This is a genomic window from Cellulosimicrobium sp. NPDC057127 (genome assembly GCF_042670945.1).
Lineage (GTDB): Bacteria > Actinomycetota > Actinomycetes > Actinomycetales > Cellulomonadaceae > Cellulosimicrobium.
Genome location: NZ_JBHUUP010000009.1, coordinates 77,878 through 100,198, shown reverse-complemented (window position 1 = coordinate 100,198; position 22,321 = coordinate 77,878). Strand labels below are relative to the sequence as shown.

General features: G+C 75.3%; 17 protein-coding genes. 2 read left to right on the top strand and 15 right to left on the bottom strand.

Going from position 1 to position 22,321, the window contains the following annotated elements; all coding sequences use genetic code 11:
- From coxB to ACFTZA_RS10705, 5 genes are all read right to left on the bottom strand, one after another.
- On the bottom strand, window positions 1-1,083 hold the full coding sequence (gene coxB, locus ACFTZA_RS10725; RefSeq protein ID WP_378194020.1) for a cytochrome c oxidase subunit II: 1,083 nt from the start codon (window positions 1,081-1,083) through the stop codon (window positions 1-3).
- Window positions 1,080-1,592: a hypothetical protein gene (locus tag ACFTZA_RS10720; RefSeq protein WP_378194017.1), complete on the bottom strand. Its 513-nt coding sequence runs from the start codon at window positions 1,590-1,592 to the stop codon at window positions 1,080-1,082. Before ACFTZA_RS10720 ends, coxB begins: the two co-directional genes overlap by 4 nt.
- Window positions 1,589-3,355 carry a GMC family oxidoreductase gene (locus tag ACFTZA_RS10715; RefSeq protein WP_378194014.1) on the bottom strand — a complete coding sequence of 589 codons (1,767 nt, stop codon included), beginning with the start codon at window positions 3,353-3,355 and terminating at the stop codon, window positions 1,589-1,591. The genes ACFTZA_RS10720 and ACFTZA_RS10715 overlap by 4 nt, the downstream gene beginning before the upstream one ends.
- Window positions 3,352-4,395, bottom strand: a complete 1,044-nt coding sequence (locus ACFTZA_RS10710; protein ID WP_378194011.1) for a gluconate 2-dehydrogenase subunit 3 family protein — start codon at window positions 4,393-4,395, stop codon at window positions 3,352-3,354. The genes ACFTZA_RS10715 and ACFTZA_RS10710 overlap by 4 nt, the downstream gene beginning before the upstream one ends.
- 103 nt (window positions 4,396-4,498) lie before the next feature.
- On the bottom strand, window positions 4,499-6,277 hold the full coding sequence (locus ACFTZA_RS10705; RefSeq protein ID WP_378194008.1) for a thiamine pyrophosphate-requiring protein: 1,779 nt from the start codon (window positions 6,275-6,277) through the stop codon (window positions 4,499-4,501).
- Window positions 6,278-6,509: 232 nt separating this feature from the next.
- Here ACFTZA_RS10705 and ACFTZA_RS10700 point away from each other — a divergent pair, with 232 nt between their 5' ends.
- The gene (locus ACFTZA_RS10700) at window positions 6,510-8,003 is read left to right on the top strand and encodes a hypothetical protein (RefSeq protein WP_378194005.1); all 1,494 of its coding nucleotides are present in this window, start codon (window positions 6,510-6,512) and stop codon (window positions 8,001-8,003) included.
- A 52-nt stretch (window positions 8,004-8,055) separates the two neighbouring features.
- Here ACFTZA_RS10700 and ACFTZA_RS10695 read toward each other — a convergent pair whose 3' ends face one another.
- The gene (locus ACFTZA_RS10695) at window positions 8,056-9,270 is read right to left on the bottom strand and encodes an MFS transporter (RefSeq protein WP_378194003.1); all 1,215 of its coding nucleotides are present in this window, start codon (window positions 9,268-9,270) and stop codon (window positions 8,056-8,058) included.
- Window positions 9,271-9,388: 118 nt separating this feature from the next.
- Here ACFTZA_RS10695 and ACFTZA_RS10690 point away from each other — a divergent pair, with 118 nt between their 5' ends.
- Window positions 9,389-10,279 (top strand): helix-turn-helix domain-containing protein, encoded by an 891-nt coding sequence (locus ACFTZA_RS10690; protein ID WP_378194000.1) that lies wholly within the window; start codon window positions 9,389-9,391, stop codon window positions 10,277-10,279.
- Between the two features lie 78 nt (window positions 10,280-10,357).
- Here ACFTZA_RS10690 and ACFTZA_RS10685 read toward each other — a convergent pair whose 3' ends face one another.
- From ACFTZA_RS10685 to ACFTZA_RS10645, 9 genes are read right to left on the bottom strand one after another with little or no spacing between them, the layout of a single operon-like run.
- Window positions 10,358-11,572: a serine hydrolase domain-containing protein gene (locus ACFTZA_RS10685; protein WP_378193997.1), complete on the bottom strand. Its 1,215-nt coding sequence runs from the start codon at window positions 11,570-11,572 to the stop codon at window positions 10,358-10,360.
- A gap of 10 nt (window positions 11,573-11,582) precedes the next feature.
- Window positions 11,583-12,686 (bottom strand): glycosyltransferase family 9 protein, encoded by a 1,104-nt coding sequence (locus ACFTZA_RS10680; RefSeq protein WP_378193994.1) that lies wholly within the window; start codon window positions 12,684-12,686, stop codon window positions 11,583-11,585.
- Window positions 12,683-13,420 (bottom strand): SDR family oxidoreductase, encoded by a 738-nt coding sequence (locus ACFTZA_RS10675; RefSeq protein WP_378193992.1) that lies wholly within the window; start codon window positions 13,418-13,420, stop codon window positions 12,683-12,685. The genes ACFTZA_RS10680 and ACFTZA_RS10675 overlap by 4 nt, the downstream gene beginning before the upstream one ends.
- Entirely contained in the window at window positions 13,417-15,549 is a 2,133-nt protein-coding gene (locus ACFTZA_RS10670) for a PfkB family carbohydrate kinase (protein ID WP_378193989.1), read from the bottom strand. Before ACFTZA_RS10670 ends, ACFTZA_RS10675 begins: the two co-directional genes overlap by 4 nt.
- Window positions 15,546-16,883, bottom strand: a complete 1,338-nt coding sequence (locus tag ACFTZA_RS10665; protein WP_378193986.1) for a glycosyltransferase — start codon at window positions 16,881-16,883, stop codon at window positions 15,546-15,548. The genes ACFTZA_RS10670 and ACFTZA_RS10665 overlap by 4 nt, the downstream gene beginning before the upstream one ends.
- Complete coding sequence (locus tag ACFTZA_RS10660; RefSeq protein WP_378193983.1) at window positions 16,880-17,896, bottom strand: glycosyltransferase; 1,017 nt, start codon at window positions 17,894-17,896, stop codon at window positions 16,880-16,882. Before ACFTZA_RS10660 ends, ACFTZA_RS10665 begins: the two co-directional genes overlap by 4 nt.
- Entirely contained in the window at window positions 17,893-18,987 is a 1,095-nt protein-coding gene (locus ACFTZA_RS10655; protein WP_378193980.1) for a glycosyltransferase family 9 protein, read from the bottom strand. Before ACFTZA_RS10655 ends, ACFTZA_RS10660 begins: the two co-directional genes overlap by 4 nt.
- Window positions 18,984-20,594: an HAD-IIIA family hydrolase gene (locus ACFTZA_RS10650; RefSeq protein ID WP_378193977.1), complete on the bottom strand. Its 1,611-nt coding sequence runs from the start codon at window positions 20,592-20,594 to the stop codon at window positions 18,984-18,986. The genes ACFTZA_RS10655 and ACFTZA_RS10650 overlap by 4 nt, the downstream gene beginning before the upstream one ends.
- The gene (locus ACFTZA_RS10645) at window positions 20,591-22,273 is read right to left on the bottom strand and encodes a carbamoyltransferase (RefSeq protein WP_378193974.1); all 1,683 of its coding nucleotides are present in this window, start codon (window positions 22,271-22,273) and stop codon (window positions 20,591-20,593) included. Before ACFTZA_RS10645 ends, ACFTZA_RS10650 begins: the two co-directional genes overlap by 4 nt.
- Between the last annotated feature and the right edge of the window lie 48 nt (window positions 22,274-22,321).

The window sequence follows — 22,321 nt, the reverse complement described above, 5'->3', positions numbered from 1 at the left end:
TCACTCCAGGCTCTCGAGGTAGGCGAGCAGGGCCTGGAGGTCGTCGCCGTCCATGTCCGTGCCGGGCATCGCGTTGCCGGGCTTCACCGACTGCGGGTCGAGGATCCAGGCGGCAAGGTTGCCGGTGTCGTTCGCGAGCACGCCGGCGCCGAGCGTCTGCCGGCTCGCGAGGTGCGTGAGGTCGGGCCCGAGCGTGCCGCGCGCCTCGGTGCCCGCGATCGTGTGGCAGTACACGCACGACGACGACATGAAGACCTCGCGCCCCCGCGCGACCAGCTCGGCGTCCGCAGCGGTCGGGTCGCCCGTCGGGTCCGCGTCGGCCGCGGGGTCGTCCTCGGCGAGCGGCAGACCCCCCTCGGCCGGTCGGGCCTGCGCCGCGACCCAGCCGTCGAACTCCTCCTCGTCGTGCGCGACGACGACGAACCGCATCCACGCGTGCTGCACCCCGCAGTACTCGGCGCACTGGCCCCAGTACGTGCCCGGCTCGGTCGCGTGGAGCGTCATGACGTTCGTCGACCCGGGGACGAGGTCGACCTTCCCGCTCAGCTCGGGGACCCACAGGCTGTGGATGACGTCGGCGCTCGTCAGCTCGACGCGCACGGTCTCGCCGACCGGGACGTGGACCTCGTTGGCCGTGACGACGTCGTGGCCGGGGTAGCGGATCTCCCACCAGTACTGGTGCCCGGTGACCTCCACGACCGTCTCCGCCTTCGCGCCGTCGTCGGCGGTGTCGCGCAGGACGAGCACGGAGTCGGCGAAGACCGCGACGATGACGAGCGCGGGGACCACCGCGCCGGCGAACGCCACGACGAGGTGGCCGCGCCTCCCGTCCTCGCCGTCCTCGCGCCCGCGGCGCAGCACCGCGACGAGGAGGGCGACGACCACGAGCACCCACACGACCGAGCCGACCACGAGCATCAGCTGCCAGTGGCTGTCGACGCGCTCCGCCTCGGCGCCCGACGGCGAGAGCGCCGACTGCTGCCCGCCGGACCCGGAGCAGCCCGCGAGCAGCGCCGCGGCGGTGCCTGCGAGCGCGAGGAGCCGGGCGGCGCTCGCGGCGCGGGAGCGGGGTGTGGTTCTCACGGCGTCGTCTCCACGCGCACCGTGCCGACGAGCTGCGTGCCGAGCCGCTGCGCGTCGACACGTTCCGGCCCGCCGCCCAGGCCCTCCTCGAGGGGAACGGCGTGGTAGAGGTACTCACCCGCCTCCTCGAGCACGACGGCGTACGTCTCGCCCTCCAGGAGGCGGCCCGAGTCGATGGGGCCGTCCACGGAGTCGTCGCCCTCGTCCGGCGCGCGGGTCCCGTCGGACTCCTCGCCGATTCGTCCGTGCGCGGCCGCCGGCGAGCCGGACGGCTCCTGTCCGCTCGGCGTGCTCGCGACGGTGCGGGCCGTCGGCGTGCGGTTGACGAACCGCACCTCCGTCCCTGCGGGCACGGCGAGCACCGCGGGGTCGAAGCCCTCGCTCGTGAGGTCCACCTGCACCGGCGGCGGCGCGTCGTCCGCGGCGCACGCGGCCGCGAGGAGCAGCACCGCGGCGAGGCACGTCGCCGTGCCGGCGGCGGTGCGACGGCGCGGCGTCGCGGCCTTCACAGCAGCTCTCCCGGTGCGGCGAAGTAGCGGTCGCGGATCGCCTCCGCGGTACGCAGCGCGAGGGCGCCCACGGTGCCGCTCGGGTTCGCGCCCGGGTTCTGCGGGTAGAGCGCGGCACCGGTGACGAAGACGTTGGGCGTGTCCCACACCTGCCCGTAGCTCGTCGTGACGCTGTCGCCCGGGTCGCTGCCCATGATCGCCCCGCCCGTGGGGTGGGTGCTCTGGTACTGGTCGATCCGGTACGGGCTGAGCTCGCGCGTGACGGAGACCCTGTCGGGGTTCATCGCCCGGAGGATCTCCTCGCAGCGGCCGGCGAGGAACCGGTACATCGCGCGCTCGTTCTCGCGCCAGTCGAACGTGATGCGCAGCATCGGCAGGCCCCACGCGTCGGTCCAGGTGGGGTCGAGGTCGAGGAAGTTGCCGGCGTACGCGGGGCTGTCGCCCTGGATGTTCACCGTGCCGACGCTGTCCCACGACCGTCCGAGCAGCGACTTCCACTCGGCGCCCCACTGCCGGTCGGTGAGGCCCTCGAGCAACGTGCCCACCGTGCTGATCGGTTCGCGCTGCCCGGCCTGACCGGAGATCTGCGCGCCACCGAGGAAGTCGAGGTCGGAGTGGTCGAAGTTGTCCGCGTTGTAGTCGTAGATCTGCTCGGTGGTGCACCCGTTGCCCATGTAGAACTGGAAGGTCCGGTCCTCCCACAGGCCCTTCGCCGGCGACTGGATGAGCTGGTACGTGTAGTTGCGGCCGACCTGGCCCCGGTCGTTGCCGATGCCGTCGGGGTGGGCGCCGCCTCGGGACAGCAGCAGCATGCGCACGTTCTCGAACGTGAACGCCGAGCACACGACGACCGCCGCGGGCTGGAAGTGCTCCTCGCCGCGGGCGTCGACGTACCGCACGCCGGTGGCACGGCCGTCGTCCGCGGTCTCGATCTCCAGGGCGCGGCACTGCGTGCGCACCTCGTAGCGGCCGGTCTCCAGGGCCGGGGGCAGCCACGTCGTCAGCGGGCTCGTCTTCGCACCCACCTCACACCCGTACCTGGTGCAGAAGCCGCAGTACAGACAGCCGGCCCGTTCGTGCCCGTACGGGTCGGTCCACCCGCGCGAGAGGATGCCCGACGGCGTCGGGAAGGGGTGCAGGCCCAGGTCCTGGCACGCGCCGGAGAAGAGCTGCCCGAACGCGCTGTCCGCGAGCGGCGGATTCGGGTAGCCGCGCTCGCGCGGTCCCTCGAAGGGGTTGCCGCCCGGGACGATCGTGCCCCCGAGGTTGCCGGCGAGGCCCGAGACCCCCATGTCGTACTCGAGCCTGTCGTAGTACGGCTCGAGGTCGTCGTAGCCGATGGGCCAGTCCTGGACCGTCATCTCGTCGGGTATCCGGTCGGCGCCGTAGCGCTCCTGGTTGACCGACCGGTAGCGGAAGTCGTCCGGCAGGAAGCGCCACGTCAGCGCCGTCCAGTGCACCATCGACCCGCCGAGCCCCTCCCCGGGGTGGAAGGAGCCGAACTGCCGGTACGGCAGGGTGGGGGAGCGGGCGTCGGGCCGCCACGTCCACGTGGTCTGCGACAGGTCCTGCATCATCGCGTAGCGGTTCTGGTAGCGCAGCGAGTCGTGGTTGTGCGCGAAGTCGGGGTAGGTCCACTGGGCGGGACCCTGCTCGAGCGAGACCATGGTGCGCGACGTGCTGGGCAGGATCTGCGACGCGAGGATCGAGGCGGTCATGCCACCGCCGATCGTCACGATGTCGACCTCGGCGTGCCGCTTCACCCGTGCCCTCCGTGCCCGCCCTGGACGCCGGGCTTCGGCTGCTCGATCGCGCCGCGTCCGCCGCCGGGGCGGTCGGGGTTCATCACTGGCAGCCCGTGCATCGGCTGCGGCTGCTTGTCCGTCCCTCGCAGCATCTCCTCGGGGGAGTACGAGCGTTGCGCCGCGGGCCAGCCCACGAGCGCCCAGCCCACCATGCCGCGGTTCCCGCCGTACGCCGGGTCGGCGAACATGCCCTCGATGGTGTCGTTGCGCAGCATCGAGAAGAGCCCGCCCGGGTCGGCTCCGCCGAACACGTCTCCCGCGCGGTCGAGCACGTCGTCGCTCGTGCGGCCGGAGCCGCCGCTCCCGCCCTCCGAGCCTCCCGCCCGGCTCCCTCCGCCGCTCTGCTGGACGTCACCGGCGGACTCGCTGCGCTGCGCGTAGTCGTCGAGCACCGTGAGGATCTCGTCCTGGCGCGGCGACGGCAGTGCGGCGAACATCGCGCCGAACCGGGTCTGGGCGTACCGGTCCAGCGCGGCCAGTCCCGTGCGGTACCGCTCCTGGGGCGTGCTCTCGCTCTGGTAGCCGTACCGGTAGAGCTGTTGCTCCGCGACGGGCACCGCGGCGCCACCGACCTCTGCGGGGCTCGTCTCGTACGCCTGGGCGTACGGGCCCGACGTGTACGTCGGCTGCGCGTAGGGCGTGTCGTCGGCGAGCTTGCCGTCGATGTACGCCGTGACGCCCGCTTCCACGGCGCCCGGGTCGCTCGCGTCGCCGGGGACGAGGCGTCCGACGACGGCGTCCACCGTGCGTGCCTCCTCCTCGGTGAAGAAGCGGTAGCCCTCGGAGTCCGGGAAGGCCTCCGGCCCGCGCGGCGTCCGCTGCGGCGCGTCGACGTCCTGCGGGGTGACCGTGGGGGGCGGCGAGGAGGTCGGGGTGCACGCGACGAGCGCGGTCCCACCCACGATGGGCAGGGCCTTCAGCAGCGACCGGCGGGTGATCCCTCCTGTCGCCGGGGCTGCGGCTTCCGCGCTGACGTCGGACGGTCGATGGTTCGCCATGTGACAGGTTCGTGTAGGAGATGCGGACGGACGGCGTCGGCCGTCCCGGAGATCGTCGCCCGCCTGCGCACCCCTCGCATCTCGGCCCATGGCGCGCGCGTGCTCAGCGCTCCTGGTCGCGCTGCTCCCGCAGGAGCCGCGCCGCCTGGCCACCCGCGTCCTCCTGCTCGAGCCCGCGGAGCGTCTGCTCGAGCTTCTTCTCGGGCTGGAGCGGCGCGAGGAGCGGCGTGTCCGGGTCCACGATCGCCTCGACGACGACCGGCCGGTCGGCGCCGAGCGCCTCCTGCCACGCCTCCCGCAGGTCGTCGCCGGCCTCGACCCGCAGTCCGGCGAGGCCGAGCAGGTCGGCGTACGCGGCGTACGGGAAGTCGGGCACGGTCTGCGACGTCGGGAACCGCGGGTCGCCCTCCATCTCCCGCTGCTCCCACGACACCTCCGCGAGGTCGCCGTTGCTCAGCACGAGCACGACGAACCGCGGGTCGGCCCAGTCGCGCCAGCGGTGGGCGACGGTGATGAGCTCGAGCAGGCCGTTCATCTGCATCGCGCCGTCGCCGGCGAGCGCCACGACCGGCCGGTCCGGGTGCAGGAGCTTCGCCGCGATCCCGTACGGCATGGCCGAGCCCATCGACGCGAGCGTGCTCGACAGGTGGGCGTCGACGCCGACGGGCAGCCGCAGGAACCGCGCGTACCAGTAGACGACCGATCCGACGTCGACCGCGACCTGCGCGTCGTCGGGCAGGAGCTGCGACAGCTCGTGGACCACGCGCTGGGGGTTGAGCCGCTCGGTCTCCTGGTGCACGCGCCGGTCGGCGATCTCGCGCCAGGTGCGGACGAACCCCTCGACGTCGGCGCGCCACCCCGTCCGCTCGGGCAGCAGCGGCACGAGGGCCTCGAGCGTCGCAGCCGCGTCGCCGACGAGCGGCACCTCGACGGGGTACTTCGCGCCGATGTTCCGCGCCGTCACGTCGACCTGCACGGCGCGCGCCTGCCCCGGTTCCGGGTAGAACTCGGTCCACGGGTCGTTGCTGCCGACGACCAGCAGCGTGTCGCACCCGGACATCAGCTCGGCGGACGCCGTCGTGCCGAGGTGGCCCATGACGCCGCAGTGGTACGGCAGCGACTCGTCGAGCAGGGGCTTGCCGAGCAGCGACGTCGTGACGCCCGCGCCGAGCCTCTCGACGAGCGCGCGCACCTGCTCCTCGGCGCCGCGCGCGCCCTGGCCCACGAGCACCGCGACCCGCTCGCCCTCGCCGAGCACGCGCGCCGCCCGCTCGAGCGCCTCGGTGTCGGGGACGGCCCGGCTGCGGGCGAACGTCGCCGACGAGTGCACGATCCCGTGCGCGTGCGGGGCGTCGGGCAGGGGTGCCTGCTGGACGTCGTGCGGCACGATCACGCACACCGGGCTCGACGTCGCGAGCGCGGTGCGGAACGCGGCGTCGAGCACGTGCTCGAGCTGCTCGGGCGCCATGACCGTCTGCACGTACTGCGCGCACACGTCCTTGAACAGCGTGTGCAGGTCGACCTCCTGCAGGTACCCCGAGCCGAGCGCCGTGCTCACCACCTGCCCCACGATCGCGACGACAGGCTTGCGGTCCAGCTTCGCGTCGTAGAGGCCGTTGAGGAGGTGGACGGCGCCGGGGCCTTGCGTGGCCAGGCACACGCCGACCGTCCCCGAGTACTTCGCGTGGCCCGTCGCCATGAACGCCGCCATCTCCTCGTGCCGGGCGGTGACGAGGTCGACGTCGCCCGTGCGGCGGCGCAGCGCCGCGAGGATCGGGTCGATGCCGTCGCCGGCGTACCCGAACACACGGTCCACGTCCCAGTCGACGAGGCGCTGCACGAGCCCGTCGGCCACGGTCCGGTTCTCGGTCGCGTCGGTCATCGTGCCTCCTGAGGGGACGGCCGCGCGGTCGTGCGGCACGGGCGCACGGCGGTCGCCGGCGCGGCGGACGTGCCTCCATGCTCCGGAACGGCCGGTGTTCACGCATCCCGCGACATGGACGACGCCGCGTCCGACGGCGCCCGGTGAAGGTTCCGGGCGGACGCCGGGCAGGCGCGGGGCGAGGACGGCGGAGGCGGCAGCGCCGAGGGCCGGGCGTCGGGACGATACGGGCGTGGACGACACGAACCCGGACGACACCGACGTCTCCCGACCTGACCACCGACCCGCCGACCTCACGACGGCGGCCGTCGGTCCCGCGGTCCGTCGGGTCAGCCCGGGCGTCGCCGCCGTCCACGGGCTGTGGATCGGCCCGCCGGCGGTGGCCGTCGTCCTCGGCCTCGCGATCCTTCTCGCACCGGCCGGAGACCTCGCTTCGCGCCTCAGCTCCGCCCTCTTCCTGTCGACGCTCCTCGCCGTCGTCTGGTCGCCCGCTGCGGCGGTGTGGGGCTGCGCGGCGGGAGTCGTGGGCGGGCTCGCGGCACGGCTCGTCGACCGGGCCGACCGCTCTGCCGGGCGCGTCGTCCTGCCCGTGCTCCTGGCCGCGGTGGTCGGCGCGGGCGTCGGGTGGGCAGGGGAGCTCGCGGTCTCCGTCCCGCCGTACGGAGGCCCCGCCGCGGTGGTCGTCTGGGGCGCTCTCACGGGTGCCGCCGCCGTCGCCGTGGAGCGCCGCGGTGCGCGCCGGGCGGCAGAGGACGACCGTCCGCGCACCATCAGCGTTCTCTCGGGGGCCACGGCCGTGCTGACCACCGTCGCCTGGCTGTGGACGGGATGGGTCTCGCTGCTCGCCGAGCCCTTCTGGGACGTCGACGAGACCTGCGGGCCTCTGCTCGGCAGGGCGTCGGGCGAGATCGGCTTCGTCAGCGGCGGCTTCCCGCGGCAGGGCTGGTGCGTCGCCGGCCCTGTGGACGTCGTGCCGACCCAGCCGGTGTGGCACGCGGTGCTCGCGACGGCGCTCGTCACCGCGGCCGTCCTGGCCGCGGTCGCGCTGGTGGCGCGGCGCCTCGGCGCGTGGCGCTCGCGGGCGGGCCGCGCCGTGACGGGCGGGGTGCTCGCCGTCGTGCTCGGCGCGGGTGCCGTGTGGGCCTGGGCGGCGGCCACCGCCGGCCCGTCCGACGCGGACTGGCAGGAGCTCGCCCAGCAGCGCGACGCGGCCGACGCGCAGGAGCACACGCAGCAGGCGCCGCCACGCGTGTCGTCCGGGGCGGGGTCCACCGCGGCGCCCGAGCCGGCGCCGTCGGCGGCCCCGGCGGTGAGCGGTGCGGCCGCGCGCGCCGACCTCGAGGCGCTCCGCGCCGCCGCCCAGGACGCCGGCGGACCGGACCTGCTGTGGCCGGAGCCGCTCGCCGTCGTGGACGCCCCGTGCACCACCGCCGACGGGACGGCCGGCGTCCTCCCGTCGCTCACCGGCCGGTTCACGACGCGCGACCTCGCGACCGCGGTCGACAACGTCGACTTCCTCTCGATCACCCAGGACAACGAGGATGTCGCCGAGCGGATCGTCCAGGCGTGGTCGCGGGACGGGCTCGGTACGCCCGAGCCGCTGGACGGCGAGTGGTGGCAAGGCCCGACGCCGGACGGCCGGACGACCGTCGAGATCGCGCACGTCGGCTTCGAGGAAGGAGTCGGCGCCGTGCAGGTCGACGCCGCGTGCGCGACGCTGCACTGAGCGGGCGTACGGAGCACATCGCCTGCTCGACATCGTGCGTCGCTGCCCGGTCTCACCCCACGGGTTCGACGATCGCGGCATGCTGCGGCGCCGGCCTCCTGGCCTGCAGCCAGATCGGGAGGGCGACGACGAGGGCGCCCGCCGCGAGGAGACCTCCGGCGAGGTTGGGGCTGCTGCTGCCGAGTCCCGCGCTGATGACGAAGCCGCCGAGCCAGGCGCCGATGGCGTTGCCGAGGTTGAACATGCCGATGTTCATCGAGGACGCGAGGTTGGGTGCACCGGCTCGTTCGGCGCGTTCCATGACGAGCCGCTGGATCGGCGAGACGGTGGCGAACCCGGCGGCCGCCATGACGAACACCGCGACGAAGGTGACCACGACGCTGCTCGCGGCGAGCCAGAACACGACCAGGGTGACAGTCAGCAGCGCGAGGCTGCCCAGCAGAAGTCCCATGAGGTTCTTGTCGGCGAGCCGGCCTCCAAGCAGGTTGCCGACGAACAGCCCGATGCCGAAGACGAGCATGTAGATCGTGACCCAGCTCTCCGGGGTGCCGGTGACGTCCATGGTGATCGGTGCGATGTAGGTGATGGACGTGAAGAACCCGGCTGGTCCGAGGATGGTGATCACCATGGCGAGCAGGAGCTGGGGGTTGGCGAAGGCGCGGACCTCGGCGACCATGTCGAACGACTCGTCGCTGGTGCCGGCAGGGATGTAGGCGAGGACGCCGGCCAGGGCGATCAGGCCGATCGCCGAGATGCCCAGGAACGAGACCCGCCAGGAGAACTCGGTCGAGATCCAGGTCGCGATCGGGGTACCGATCAGCGTGGCCAGGGTCAGGCCGGAGAACATGAACGCGATCGCGCTCGTCCTCTTGTGCTCGGGGACCGCGCGCGAGGCGATGATGGACCCGATACCGATGAAGGCCGCGTGGGCGAGCGAGGTGACCACCCTGCCCAGCAGGACCAGCGCAAAAGACGGTGCGAACGCTGTCAGCAGGTTCCCGACCACGAACAGGACCATGAGGCCGAGCAGGAACGTGCGCTTGTCGTACCGCTGCCCGACCAGGGTCATCACCGGGGCTCCGAGGAAGACACCCAGGGCGTAGGTGGTGGCTGCCCATCCTGCGGTCGTGACGGAGACGCCGAACTCGTCGGCGACCCCAGGCATGAGGCCGGAGATGGCGAACTCGGTGGTGCCGATCCCGAAGGTGCCGGCGGCGAGGGTCAGCAGCACCAGTCGGGTGCGTGACGTGTCGTCGGGGGAGTGCATGTCCACCACGCTGGTCCTCCCGTGGTGCCGCAGCCAGACACCCGCTGAGCATGCGCTCGGCGTTGGTACCACTGGCAGGGACATGCTCGGACCGGCCCGCGTGCCTACGCTGGTGTGCATGGCTCCACCCGACGGCGCGGCATCGACGAGCGTGGGCGAGTTCCTGCGCTCGCGTCGTGCTGCTCTCGACCCCGAGCGGGCAGACGTCAGCAGCTGGGGTCGCCGACGTCGGGTGCCCGGCCTTCGGCGGGAGGAGGTCGCCCAGCTCGCGGGGGTCAGCGTCGCCTACTACACGCGACTGGAGCAGGGACAGGCTCGCAACGCCTCGACCGAGGTCCTCATGGCCCTGGCCCGCGCGCTGCAGCTGACCTCGACAGAGACCGAGCACCTGCTCGACCTGGCCAGGCCCGCGCCGCTGCGCCCCACGCCACGCACCCGGCCCGAGCGGCCGCACCCTCGGGCGCTGGCCATGCTGGAAGCCCTCTCCGAGCAGCCTGCCGTACTCCTGGGGCGGCGCAACGACGTGCTCGCCTGGACCCGGCCGGGTCACGCCCTGCTGGCCCCGCACCTGCCGTTCGACGGTCCCGCGGACCCCGCGACGCGGCCCTCGATGCCACGGCTGCTGTTCCTGGACCCGCAGGTACGCGGCTCCTACGCCGACTGGACGACGGAGGCGTGCACGAACGTGGCCTACCTGCGGCGCATCAGCGGCAAGTACCTCGACGACGCACGTCTGGCCGAGCTCGTCGGCGAGCTCAGCATGAAGGACCCCGAGTTCGCCTCGCTCTGGGCGTCCGGGCACGTCGGCGAGTGCGTCGGCGGAAGCAAGAAATTCCACCACCCCCTGGTGGGTGAGCTGGCGCTCGAGTTCCAGATCTGGCTGCAGGCCGACAGTCCGGACCACCGCCTCGAGGTGTACACCCCGACCGATCAGACGTCCGCCGACGCCTTGACCCTGCTCACGGCGATCATCCACGAGCGAGAGCGGGTACCCGGCCCCGCCGGCTGACCGGTGCCCGGCGCGACGCCCGAGACGACGCTGTTCCAGCCTCGACGTCGTCGCGGCCGTCCTCCTGACCGAGACCGCTCAGCCCTGCCTGGTGACCAGCGCGTCGATCCGCCGCACCGGCCCCCACGCGCCGGCCTCGGCGTTCGACACGACGACGACCGTCGTCCCCGGCGCTGCCGCCGGGGGCAGGTCGCCGGCCTCCGCGGAGGCGTCCGGGTAGTGGCGCAGGATGGCGCTCGACCCGGTGTTGATGCCCTCCTTGTACGCCGAGCGCACGCTCCCGTCGGCGCGGAGCTCGAACTCGAGGCCGAACCCGTAGTGCACCGCGGCCGTGCGGTCCTCGGGCGCGAGGCCCTCGGCGTCCTTCTCGTCCGTCTCGTCGGTGTCGCCGTCGTCGTGCTTGACCTGCGGCGTGAAGAACGCGCGCGTGAGGTCGGGCGGGAGCAGGACGCCGTCGCGCACGGCGCCGAGGAACCGGACGAGGTCGGCCGCCGTGACGTGCGCGCCGCCGTCGGGCGAGCCGACGGGCGGGTAGGAGTAGATGTTCTGCCGCCACCCGACGACGGGGCGCTCGTGGTCGCCGTCCGGGGCGTCGCCGTGCACGGGCTCCCAGCCCTCGGCGACGTCGGGCGCGGCCTCGTCCATGCGGAAGAACCCGGACGACGCCATGCCCGCGCGCGCGAACACGTGCTCGCGGACGTAGTCGCGGTACGTCTGCCCGGTGACGGCTTCGAGGGCGAGCCCGGCGAGCACGAACCCGACGTTGCAGTACCGGCAGCTCTCGCCGGGCGCGAAGTTCGGCTCCTTGTGGACGAAGCCGGGGAGGAAGTCGGCCGTCGTCGTGACGGAGTAGCTCGGCCGGTCCACCCACAGCGCCTCGTAGGACTCGCCGGCCTCCTCGTCGGCGTCGTCGGCGATGCCGGACGTGTGCGTGAGCAGGTGCCGCAGCGTCACCTCGCGGGGGATCGCGGTGCCGGCGAGGTCGACGTGGTCGTGGACCCGGTCGTCGAGCGAGAGGTGCCCGGCACCGACCTGCTGCAGTACTGCGACCGCCGTGAACAGCTTGGTCACGGACGCGACGTCGAAGCGCGTCGTCGTGCGGACGGGCACGCCCCAGCGGCGCGAGGCCGTGCCGTACGCCCGCTCGAACACCCCCTCCCCGTGCCGTTCGACGCGCACGACGCCGGAGAACTCGTCCGCGGCGGCGGCCGCGGCCAGGTGCCGGTCGAGGGCGTCGAAGGCCTCGGGGGAGGAGGTGTCGAGGGGCAGGCCAGAGGGCACGGACGGAGCCATGCCGTCGACCCTAGGCGTCGGCGTCGGCCCCCGTCAGGAGGTTTTCCGCCGCGGCGACCACCTCGTCGACCGTCACGCGCTCGAGCGCCGGGTCGACGTCGTCGCCGTGCGGGTCGCCGAGGTAGGTGACGTCGCCACCCGGCGCGACGAGGTCCTCGCCGTGCCAGACGACGGCGTGCCGCTCGGGGTCGATCGCCGGCCCCCACAGCGTGGGCGGTGTCGGCCCGAACAGCACGACCGACGGCGTGCCGTACGCCGTCGCCAGGTGCGCGACGCCCGTGTCCCCGGAGACGACGAGCCGCGCCGTGGCGACGACGTCCGCCAGCGCGGGCAGGTCGAGCGTGCCCGAGGCGTCGCTCACCGAGCCGCCGGGCGCCAGGTCGTCCCCGGCACCCGCCGCCGCGACGACCTCCGCGCACAGCTCGCGCTCGGCGGGCCCGCCCGTCACGACGACGTCGTGCCCGGCGTCCGCGAGCCGGCGCACGACCGCGGCGAACCGGTCCGCGGGCCAGCGCCGCGACCCGGAGGCCGCGCCGGGGTGCACGACGACGTGCGTGCCCCGCGACGCCGGCGGCTCGAGGCGCAGGTCCTCGCGCGCGCACCGGCCACCCGCCCACGTCACGAGGCGGCACCAGCGGTCGACCTCGTGCTCGTCGTCGTCCCAGTCCGGCCCCGGCACGACGGCCTCGTCGGACCGGAACGCCACGAGCAGGTCCGGCTGCGTCTCGAGCAGGATGCGGTGGCTCTCCGGCCCGCTGCCGTGGAGGTTGACGGCGACGTGCCCGGCGGGCGGCGCGTCCGTCACCGCCTCGGCCTCCTCGCCCCAGCGCAGCGGCTCGAGGCCGGTCGTGGGTACGACGCCGTCGACCAGACCCAGCCCCTGGAGCCACGCCCCGACCTCGCTCGGCGCGGCGAGCAGCACGCGCCGGCGCGGCCACGCGCGCCGCACGCCGCGCAGCGCCGGGATCGCGGTCACCGCGTCGCCGAGGCCGAGCGCGCGCAGCACGAGCACCGTGCCCTCGTCCTCGCCCTCGACGACCGCCGGGAGGTCGGGCGCGAGCTCGCTCGCCCCGTCGCCGGTGAGGTCCTCGGGTCCCGTCATGCCCTCGCTCACGGCCACGACGTCTCGCCGGAGGCCATGACGAGCATCTCGCGGATCTCGCACCCGACCGGCTGGCGCAGCGCGGTGATCACCGCCTGGGCGGTCGCGCGCGGATCGTTGAGGTCCGCGTCGGGGCCGGGCTTGTACTGCTCGGTGCGGCCGTCGAAGAACGCGGTCCGCATGCCGCCGGGCACGAGGCACGTCACGCCGACCGTCCCCGCGGTCTCCGCGGCGAGCGCCTGCGAGAAGCCGCGCACGGCGAACTTCGACGCGCAGTACGCGGTCGCGTCCGAGACGCCCTTGAGCCCGAGCGTCGACGCGACGGTGACGACGGTCCCACGCCGCTCGGCGAGGTGCGGCAGCGCGGCGCGCACCACCGAGACGGTCCCGAACAGGTTGACCTGCACGACTCGCTCCCACGTCTCGACGTCGATGTCCTCGAGGCGGCCGCACGCGTCGGTCCCGGCGGCGGTGACCACCGCGTCGGGCGGTCCGACCTCCACGGCGAGGCGCTCGACCGCGGCGGCGGCCGCCGCGGAGTCGGACAGGTCCACGATCGCGTGCAGCCCGCCGTTCGCGGGCGCGACCCGGTCGAGGACGACGGGCTTGCCGCCGGCGGCGGTCACCGCCTCGACGACCGCGGCCCCGAGGCCGCTCGCGCCGCCCGTGACGTACACGGTGCCGACCTCGCGGGGCACCGGCGCGGGGGAGTCGGCGGGCTGCTGGAACGTGGTGGGAGAGGTCATGCGGTGGTCTCCTTCGAGGTGGTGCGGGAGGTGGTCGTGGGGGCGTAGCGCCCGGATCGTTCGAGGATCGACGTCGTGGACCGCCCGGCGACGAACGGCAGGACGACGACGCGCCCGCCGTGGCGGCGCACGACCTCGGCCTCGGGCAGCGTGTCCTCGGTGTAGTCGCCGCCCTTGGCCCAGACGTCGGGGCGGAGGCGGTCGAGCGCGTCGCGGGGGTCGTCCTCGTCGAAGACGACGACGTCGCTGACGCAGTCGAGCGCGGCGAGCACGCGGGCGCGGTCGGCCTGCGTGACGACGGGTCGGTCGGGTCCCTTGAGGCGCCGCACGGACGCGTCGCCGTTGAGCAGGACGACGAGGTGGTCGCCGAGGCGGGCCGCGGCCTCGAGGGTCGCGACGTGCCCGGCGTGGAGGATGTCGAAGCACCCGCCCGTCGCGACGACCGTGCCGCCGCGTGCCCGCAGGCGGGCGCCGACCTCCTCGGGCGTCGGGCCGTCGCCGTCGCTCGGGGAGCCGGCGGACCCGGCCCTGGGCGTCGCACCCGCTCCGGGGGTCGCGCCGGCAGCCGTCGCGGCGTCCGCGCGGCGACGGTAGCCCTCGGCGCCGCCGGCGGCGACCCACGCGGAGGCGGCGTCGACCGCGCGGGCGACGGCGTCGACGAGCGAGGCGCCGCGGGCGAGCTCGCACGCCGCCGTGGACGCGAAGCGGTCACCGGCGCCGCACGGGTCGCCCGCCACGGCGGTCGCCGGCACGTACGCCGGCTCGCCCGTGGCGCGCGCGACGAACGCGCCGCGCTCCCCGGCGGTCACGCAGACCGCGTCGACGTCCCAGCCGCGCGCGAGCGCCTGGGCGAGCCCGCCGACGTCGTCGGCCGTCGCGTCGATCCCGAGGCGGTCCGCGGCGTCGAGCGCCTCGGCGAGGTTGGGCGTGACGAGCGCCGCGCCGGGCACGGGCGCGCCGCCGCGCGGGTGCGGGTCCCACACGACCGCCGTCGTCCGGGCGACCTCCGCGAGCACGACGCGCAGGGGCCCGTCGTGCGTGGTCCCGGCGCCGTAGTCGGACACGAGGACGACGTCGGCGTCGCCGAGCGTCGCGCGCACCGCCGCCTCGGGCATGTCGACGGGCCGGGCCGGGCCGCCGTCGTCGACGCGGACGACGGTCTGCCCGGCCGATCGCACGCGCGTCTTGCGCCGCGTCGTGCCCTCCTGCGGCACCGGGACGACGCCGAGGTGCGGGCGCAGCAGCGCGCGCAGGTCCGCGCCGGCCTCGTCGTCACCGAACGGCGCCACGAGCCGTACGCGTGCGGCGTCGGCCGCGAGGAGGGCGGTGAGGCCGGCGCCGCCGGGGCTGCTGCGCACGCCGAGGGTGTCGACGACGGGCACGGGCCCGTCGGGGGAGAAGCGCGTCACCTGGCCGTCGACGTCGCGGTCGAGGAGCACGTCCCCGACGACGACGACGCGCGGCCGGTCGTCCGCGTGCGCGGGTCCCTCGGGCTGCGGCTGCGCGTGGGCGGTGTCGGCACCGCTGTCGGCGACGGACTCCGCCGCGGCCTGCCGGTGCCGCACGTGCGCGTCGACGGCGGCGCACAGCGCGTGCACGACGACGAGGTGCAGCTCCTGGACCGACGACGTCGACGCGCCCTGCATCGCGAGCGTGTCGTCGCACGCCGCCGACAGGGCCGACGGCCGCGGACCGGTGAGCGCCCACGTCGTGAGGCCGGTCTCGCGCGCACGCTGCGCCGCGGCGACGACGTTCTCGCTGCTGCCCGACGTGGACAGCAGCAGCAGGACGTCGCCCGCGCGCCCGTGCGCGGCGACCTGCCGCGCGTACATCTCGCCGATGCCGTAGTCGTTGACGATCGCGGTGAGGCTGGAGGTCTCGGCGTGCAGGCTGATCGCGGACAGAGGCACGCGCTCGCCCTCGAACCGCCCGACGAGCTCGGCCGTCAGGTGCTGCGCCTCCGCGGCGCTGCCGCCGTTGCCCGCGACGAGCAGCCGCCCGCCCGTGAGCACGACGTCCGCAAGGCGCTCACCCCACGCGTCGATGCGGTCGGCCTCGGCGAGCAGGAGGTCGAGCCCTTGGTGCAGGTCGTCGGCGTGCGCACGCAGCCAGTCGCGCGCGGCGCTCATCGGGCGCTCACCGCCCGCAGCGCACCGGCCGCCGGGGCCGGTGCGGTCGTGCGAGCCGGCACCTCCGACGGGACGTCGGTCGGCACCGCGGCCGTACCACGGGGCCTGCCGGACCGAGATCCGGTCGCCACCACGCGCTCGTACGACTCCAGCGTGCTCGCCGCGACGGCGGTCCAGCTGTACAGGCGCTCGGCGCGCACCCGCGCGGCGGACCCGAGCCGCTCGCCGAGGGCCGGGTCGTCGGCGAGGCGCTGGAGCGCCGCGGCGAGCGCGCCCGGGTCGCGCGGCGGTACGAGCAGTCCCGTGCGTCCGTCCACGACCGAGTCGAGCAGGCCACCGACGGCGGCACCCACGACCGGCCGCCCGCAGGCCGCGGCCTCGAGCGGGACGATGCCGAACGGCTCGTACCAGGGGTCGCACACGACCACGTCCGCCGCGTGCATGTGGTCGCGCACCTCGTCCTGCGTCACGCTGCCGACGAACCGCACCCGGTCCCCGACGCCGAGGGCGTCGGCCAGCGCACGCAGCCGCTGCACCTCCTCGTCCTGGTCCAGCCGGTCCGCTGCCGGACCGCCGGCCACCACGAGCTCCGCGGACGGCAGCGCGGGCAGCGCCTCGATCACCGTGTCGACGCCCTTGCGCTCCACGAGCCGCCCGACGGTCAGGAGCCGCAACGTGCCCGGCTCCTCGCGGCGACGCTCGCGCTGGTGCTCCGCGCGTGCCGGGTCGGGGCGGAAGCGTCCGACGTCGACCCCGCACGGGACGACGTCCACACGGTCCGGGTCGGCGCCCAGGGCGACGAGCTCGGCGACCTCGTCGGTGCAGGTGGCGACGATGCGGTCGACCGCGCGGCACAGGAGCCGCTCGCGGGCCACGCGCTCGGCGGGGCTCGTGTCGCGAGGGCCCTGGTGGCGCCGCTTCACGGAGCCGAGGGCGTGGAAGGTCTGCACCAGCGGGATGCCGAGCCCGGGCGCGGACACGAGCCCGGCGATGCCGGACATCCAGAAGTGCGCGTGCACGACGTCGGGGGCGGCGTCCGGGTCGGACCAGCGGCGGCGCAGGTCCGCGCCGAACGCGTCCATGTGCGGCAGCAGCTCGTCCTTCGGCACCGCGCGCGGCGGGCCGGCGTCCACGTGCACGACCTCGACGCCGCGCGCGAGCGGCACGCGTTCGGGGAGCGTCGCGTCGTCGCGCCGGGTGTAGACCTCGACCTCGTGCCCCTGCGCGCCCAGCCGCGTGGCCAGCGACGCGACGTGGACGTTCTGCCCGCCGGCGTCCACGCCGCCGAGGGCGGCGAGCGGGCTGGCGTGCTCGGAGATCATGGCGATCTTCATGAGGTCACCTCCTGGAGGACCGTGTCCCAGCGGCGCAGGAACGTGGTGTGCGAGTAGTGCTCGAGGACGTGGGCGCGCGCGGCGGAGCCGCGCTCGCGGGCCTCGTCGGGGTCGGCGAGCCAGCGCCGCGCGGTGGCGACGAGCTCGTCGGGACGGGAGCTGAGCACCCCTGCCGCGGGCGGGACCGCGACGGGCGCCTCCGTGGTCGGCAGGGCGAGCACCGGCATCCCCAGCGCCATCGCCTCCAGCAGCGACAGGCCGAGGCTGGTCCAGCGGTAGGGGTGCAGGTAGACGCGCGACGTCGCGAGGCGCGCGTGCATCGCGGCCTGCGGGACGTCGTCGTGCAGGCCGTGCTGGAGCGCCGGTCCCGTGGCCTGACCGGACGGCGGCTCGACCAGGTGCTCGGCGAGCTTGCCGACACCCATGCCGTACACGTCGAGCGGCGCGTGGCGACCCACCTCGAGCAGGACGTCGGTGCCGGCGACGCGCCAGCGCCGCACGGGCTCGTTGACGACGACGCCCACGCTCGCCCGGCTGCCGGTGTACAGGTGGCCGGGATCGGGGATGCCGTGGTCGACGACGAGCGTGCGCGCGTCGCCGCAGTCCCACATGAGCTGGTTGAACGCGGTGACGTGGACGACCGGGACGAGGCCCTCCTCGACGACGTCGAGGTCGGCGAGCGGGTGGCGCGAGCGTGCGGCGTGCCCGGTGGGCGCGTTGTGCTCGACGTAGACGGCGGGCACGTCGCGCCCGGGCACGAGACCGGTCCAGCGCCGCAGCAGCTCGACCTCCTCGGGCCGCTGGAGCACGACGACGTCGATCCCGCCGTCCGCGGCGAGCTCGGCGATCTGCTCGGGCGTCGCCTCGCGGGCGGACGCGGGCCAGTCCCACGTCTGCGCGCGCCCGCGGCCCTCGGGCCCGCGGTCCGCGACGACGGGCACGACGTACTCGTGGTCGCCGGCGACGAACGCCGTCGCCCACGACCCGTGCACGTGCCAGACGAGGATCCTCATGCGACCACCTCCGCGGTCTCGGGCGCCCTCCCGGGCGCGGTCGGGAGCGTGCCGGGGGACGTCGCGACGAGCCGCTCGACGGCGGCGACGACGTCGCCCGCCGCGATCCCGGTCAGGCACGGGTGCCCGGCGACGGGGCACTCGCGGGCCCGCGTCCCGCGGCACACGGCGTCCCGGTCGCCGAGGACGACGGTCGGCACGCCCCAGGGCGCCCACCGGTCGACGGGGACGACGGGGGCGAAGAGCGAGACGACGGGCGTCCCGACGGCGGCGGCGAGGTGGGCGGGCCCGGTGTTGCCGACGACGACGCACGCCGCCCCGGCGAGCACCGCGGCGAGGCCCGCGAGGTCGGTGCGCCCCGACAGGTCGGTCGCGCGGCCGTCCGCGACGTGCGCCGCGAGCCCGGTCTCGCGCGGACCGCCGGTGACGACGACGCGGTGCCCAGCCTCGGCCAGCGCGGCGACCATGGCGCGCGCGTGGTCGGGCGCCGGCGCGCGCGCGGGCACCGATGCGCCGGGGTGCACGACGACGTACGGGCCGGTGGGGACGAGGTCGCGCACGTCGGGGAGCGGTTCACGCACGCGCAGGCGGTCGTCGGGTGCCCCGTCGTCACCGGTCGGCGTCGGGTACCCGGCAGCGCGCGCGAGGTCGAGGGCGGCCTCGACCTCGTGCAGTCCGTCGGGGCGGCGGTGGCGCACGTCGAGCAGCGAGCCGGGGTAGTCCTCGCTCGTGCCGGAGACGTGACCGATCCCCGCGAGGCGGGCGAGCAGCGCCATGGGCAGCGGGCTCTGGTGGAACGACGTGAAGATCACCGCGGACGCGTACCGGCGCGCGGCGAGCGTCTCGACGAGGCCGAGCACCTCGGCGCGGTCGAGCGGCGGCGGTGCGTAGCCGGACCAGGGCGCGTCGAACACGAGCACGTCGCGCACGCCTGGCAGCAGCTCGGCGGCGGCACGGCCGGCGGACGACGCGAGCACGTCGACCTGCCCGCCGTGCTCTGTCGCCCGGGCCGCCAGCGCGCGGATCGCCGGCCCGGTGAGGAGCACGTCGCCGTCGCTGTCGAGGCGCACGGCCAGCACGTCCGCCGTCACGACGCGCGCTCCTCGGGCAGCCGGTCCTTGAGCGCGCGGAGCGCGGCGGTCAGGTCGGCCGCGACGTGGGGTGCGGCGTCGACCTCCTCGGCGCGGGTGACCGGCGTGGGCACGAGCACGGGCGTGGTGCCGGCGGCGAGCGCCGCGGCGACGTCGGCGCCGATGTCCCCGACCACGGCGCAGCGCCACGGCTCGATGCCGAGCTCCGCCGCGGCCGCGAGCACCATGCCGGGCGCGGGCTTGCGGCACGCGCACGCGTCGTCGGGCCCGTGGGGGCACACCTGCCACGTGTCGAACGGGCCGAGCAGCTCCTCGACGCGCGCGTTGACCGCGTCGACCTGGTCGCGCGTGATCATGCCGCGCGCGACGCCCGACTGGTTGGACACGACGCCGACGCGCACGCCGCGCGCCCGCAGGTCGTCGAGCACCTCGCGCGCGCCGTCCACGGGGCGGACGGCGGCCGGGTCGCCGTTGTAGGGCACGTCGTGGACGAGCGTGCCGTCGCGGTCGAACAGCACCGCGGCGAGCGTGCCGGGCCACGGGTCGAGCCCGCGGCGCGCGACGATCGTGCCCGCGACGCGGTGGCGCACGGCCGCGAACGGGACCGCGGCGCTCGTCCAGGCCATGCGGCGCAGCTCCGCGGCGAAGACGTCGTCGCCGGGGCGCGGCCCCGGCGCGAGGCGACGGCGCGCGAAGTCGAGCGTGAGCCCGGCCCACGTCGCGGCACCGAGCGCGGCGACGCCAGGCCGGCGCGCGAGCAGTCCCGCGACGGCGACGCCCGCGGCGCCCACCGTAACGACGTGCCACGCGAGGCGGCCGCGACCGGTCTCGGCACGCTCGCGCCAGTCCGGTCCGTGCAGGGCGCGCATCGTCGCGTCGTCGCGCGTGCCCGCCTGGACGCGCAGGCTCACGCCGTCGTCGGTCGGGCGCACGGGGTGGGTGGTGGTCCGCGTGCCGCGCACGAGCTCCCAGCCCGCCTCGCGCACGCGCAGCGCCAGGTCGGCGTCCTCGCGGTAGGCGCGGGGGAACCGCTCGTCGAAGCCGGCGACCTGCTCGAGCGCGGTGCGGCGGTACGCCATGTCGGCGGTCGGCCACAGCGCGTCCTGCAGGCCCGCGGTGCCACGCTCCCAGTCGGTGGGGCGGCGGTGGGTCGGCAGCGGCACGTGCAGACGGCCCTGCACACCGCCCGTGCGCTCGCCGGCGGCGGCGAGATCCGCGGCGAGCAGGTCGGCCCAGCCGTCGGGCAGCTCCACGTCGTCGTCGAGGAACACGACCCACGGGGCCGACGTCGAGCGCCAGCCGGCGTTGCGGGCGGCGGCCGGGCCGCGCCCGCCGGTGCGCACGACGCGCGCGCCGAGCCGGGCGCCGACGTCACCCAGGTCGAGGGGCTCGGGGACCGGCTCCTGCGCCGTGCCACCGCCGGCCACCGGCAGCCGTCGGTCGTCGGCGACGACCACCTCGGACGGCCGCGGCGCGGCGGGCGAGCCGTCCGCCTGCGCGGCGAGCGTCTCCAGCAGGCGCAGCAGCGACGGCCGGCCGATGGACGGCACGACGACGGCGTACGTCGGCTCGGTGCCGGCGACACCCGGGGTGGCGGGCGCCGTCACGCCGCCGCCCCGTCGCCCGCGCCGGGGGCGAAGACGTCCGCGCGCCGGACGAGGTGCGGCCCGAGGACGAGGGCGTCGACCGGAGCGGAGCCGAACAGCTCGAGCGCGTCACGCGGGTCGTCGACCATCGGCCGCCCGGCGGTGTTCAGGCTCGTGTTCACGACGACGGGCAGGCCCGTGCGCTCCTTGAACGCCCGGATCATCGCCTGCAGGCGCGGCGTGGAGTCGTCGATCGTCTGGATGCGGGCCGTGTGGTCCACGTGCACCACCGTGGCGATCCGGTCGCGCCACTCGGGGGCGACCTCGTGCACGAAGAGCATGTACGGGCTCGGGATGGGACCGCCGCTGAAGATCTCCGCCGCGTCCTCGAGGAGCACCATCGGCGCGACGGGGCGGAACTGCTCGCGGCCCTTGACGTCGTTGAGCCGCTCCAGGTTCTCCACCGGACCGGGGTTGGCGATGAGCGAGCGGTGGCCCAGCGCGCGCGGCCCGAACTCGGCACGGCCGTCGAACCACGCGATCACGCCGTTGTCGGCGAGCACCTGCGCGACCTCGCCGGGCAGGTCGTCCGGCGTGGTGAACGGGACCTTCGCGGTGCGCAGCCACGCCGCGAGCTCGTCGTCGGTCCAGGACCGGCCCAGGGCGGCGGACCCCATCGGCTCCACCGTGTCGCCCCCCTCCGCGGCGAGCTGCATGGCCGCGCCGAGCGCCGTGCCGGAGTCACCGGCGGCAGGCTGGACCCACACCTCCTCGAACGGGGTCTCGCGCCAGATGCGGGAGTTCGCGACGCAGTTCAGCGCGGTGCCGCCGCCCATCGTCAGGACGCGGTCGCCCGTCTGGCCTTGCAGCCACGTCGCGAGGTCGATCAGCACCTCCTCGAGACGCGCCTGCACGGACGCGGCGAGGTCGGCGTGCTCCGCCATGCCGCCGTGCTCGGTGCCCCAGGTGCCGTCGTCGACACGCTTCGGCGCCCACCGGGTCCAGTCGGGCGCCTCGGCGACGAACCCGCCGTCGTCCGTCGCGTAGAGGATCTCGCGCAGGTCGTCGAGGAAGCGCGGCTCGCCGTAGGACGCGAGGGCCATGACCTTGTACTCGTCGCTCGAGCGCAGGAACCCGAGGTGTTCGGTGAGGGACTCGTAGACCAGGCCGAGGGAGTGCGGCAGCTCCTGGCTCGCGAGCACCTCCAGCTTGCCGTGGTCGTAGCGGCCCGCGAGGTGCGACGAACGCTCACCGCGCCCGTCGAGCGACAGCACGCTCGCGACCGGGAACGGCGACGCGAGCGCGGCCGACGCCGTATGGGCGACCTCGTGCGGCACGAACCGCACGGCCGACGGCGACAGGCCCGGTAGCGCCGTCGCGATGAACTGCGGGGCCCGCTCCGCGTACTGCACGCGCAGCCAGTCCCACGGGTCCGGCAGGCCCATCTCCTCGGCGGGCTTCGCGAGCGCCGGGTCGAACGAGTACGCGACCGCGTCGAGGTCCTGCGGGCGCAGACCGGCCTCCTCGAGGCACCACGCCATGGCCCTCTCCGGGAGCTCCCACGCCGCGAACGGCACGGGCCGCTTGCCGTGCTTGCGCCGGGAGAACCTCTCCTCCTCGGCGGCCGCGACGACCTTGCCGTCGACGACGAGCGCCGCGGAGGGGTCGTGGAACAGGGCGTTGACACCGAGGACGCGCATGGATGGCGAGCCTTCCTTTCTCGGGCCAGGCTGGTGGTGCCCCGAACG

Bases quoted from the DNA above. Each gene is read 5' to 3' on its own strand.
- ACFTZA_RS10710 (WP_378194011.1), bottom strand. From the start codon at position 4,395: ATGGCGAACCATCGACCGTCCGACGTCAGCGCGGAAGCCGCAGCCCCG.
- ACFTZA_RS10705 (WP_378194008.1), bottom strand. From the start codon at position 6,277: ATGACCGACGCGACCGAGAACCGGACCGTGGCCGACGGGCTCGTGCAG.
- ACFTZA_RS10695 (WP_378194003.1), bottom strand. From the start codon at position 9,270: ATGCACTCCCCCGACGACACGTCACGCACCCGACTGGTGCTGCTGACC.
- ACFTZA_RS10690 (WP_378194000.1), top strand. From the start codon at position 9,389: ATGGCTCCACCCGACGGCGCGGCATCGACGAGCGTGGGCGAGTTCCTG.
- ACFTZA_RS10685 (WP_378193997.1), bottom strand. From the start codon at position 11,572: ATGGCTCCGTCCGTGCCCTCTGGCCTGCCCCTCGACACCTCCTCCCCC.
- ACFTZA_RS10675 (WP_378193992.1), bottom strand. From the start codon at position 13,420: ATGACCTCTCCCACCACGTTCCAGCAGCCCGCCGACTCCCCCGCGCCG.
- ACFTZA_RS10670 (WP_378193989.1), bottom strand. From the start codon at position 15,549: ATGAGCGCCGCGCGCGACTGGCTGCGTGCGCACGCCGACGACCTGCAC.
- ACFTZA_RS10665 (WP_378193986.1), bottom strand. From the start codon at position 16,883: ATGAAGATCGCCATGATCTCCGAGCACGCCAGCCCGCTCGCCGCCCTC.
- ACFTZA_RS10660 (WP_378193983.1), bottom strand. From the start codon at position 17,896: ATGAGGATCCTCGTCTGGCACGTGCACGGGTCGTGGGCGACGGCGTTC.
- ACFTZA_RS10645 (WP_378193974.1), bottom strand. From the start codon at position 22,273: ATGCGCGTCCTCGGTGTCAACGCCCTGTTCCACGACCCCTCCGCGGCG.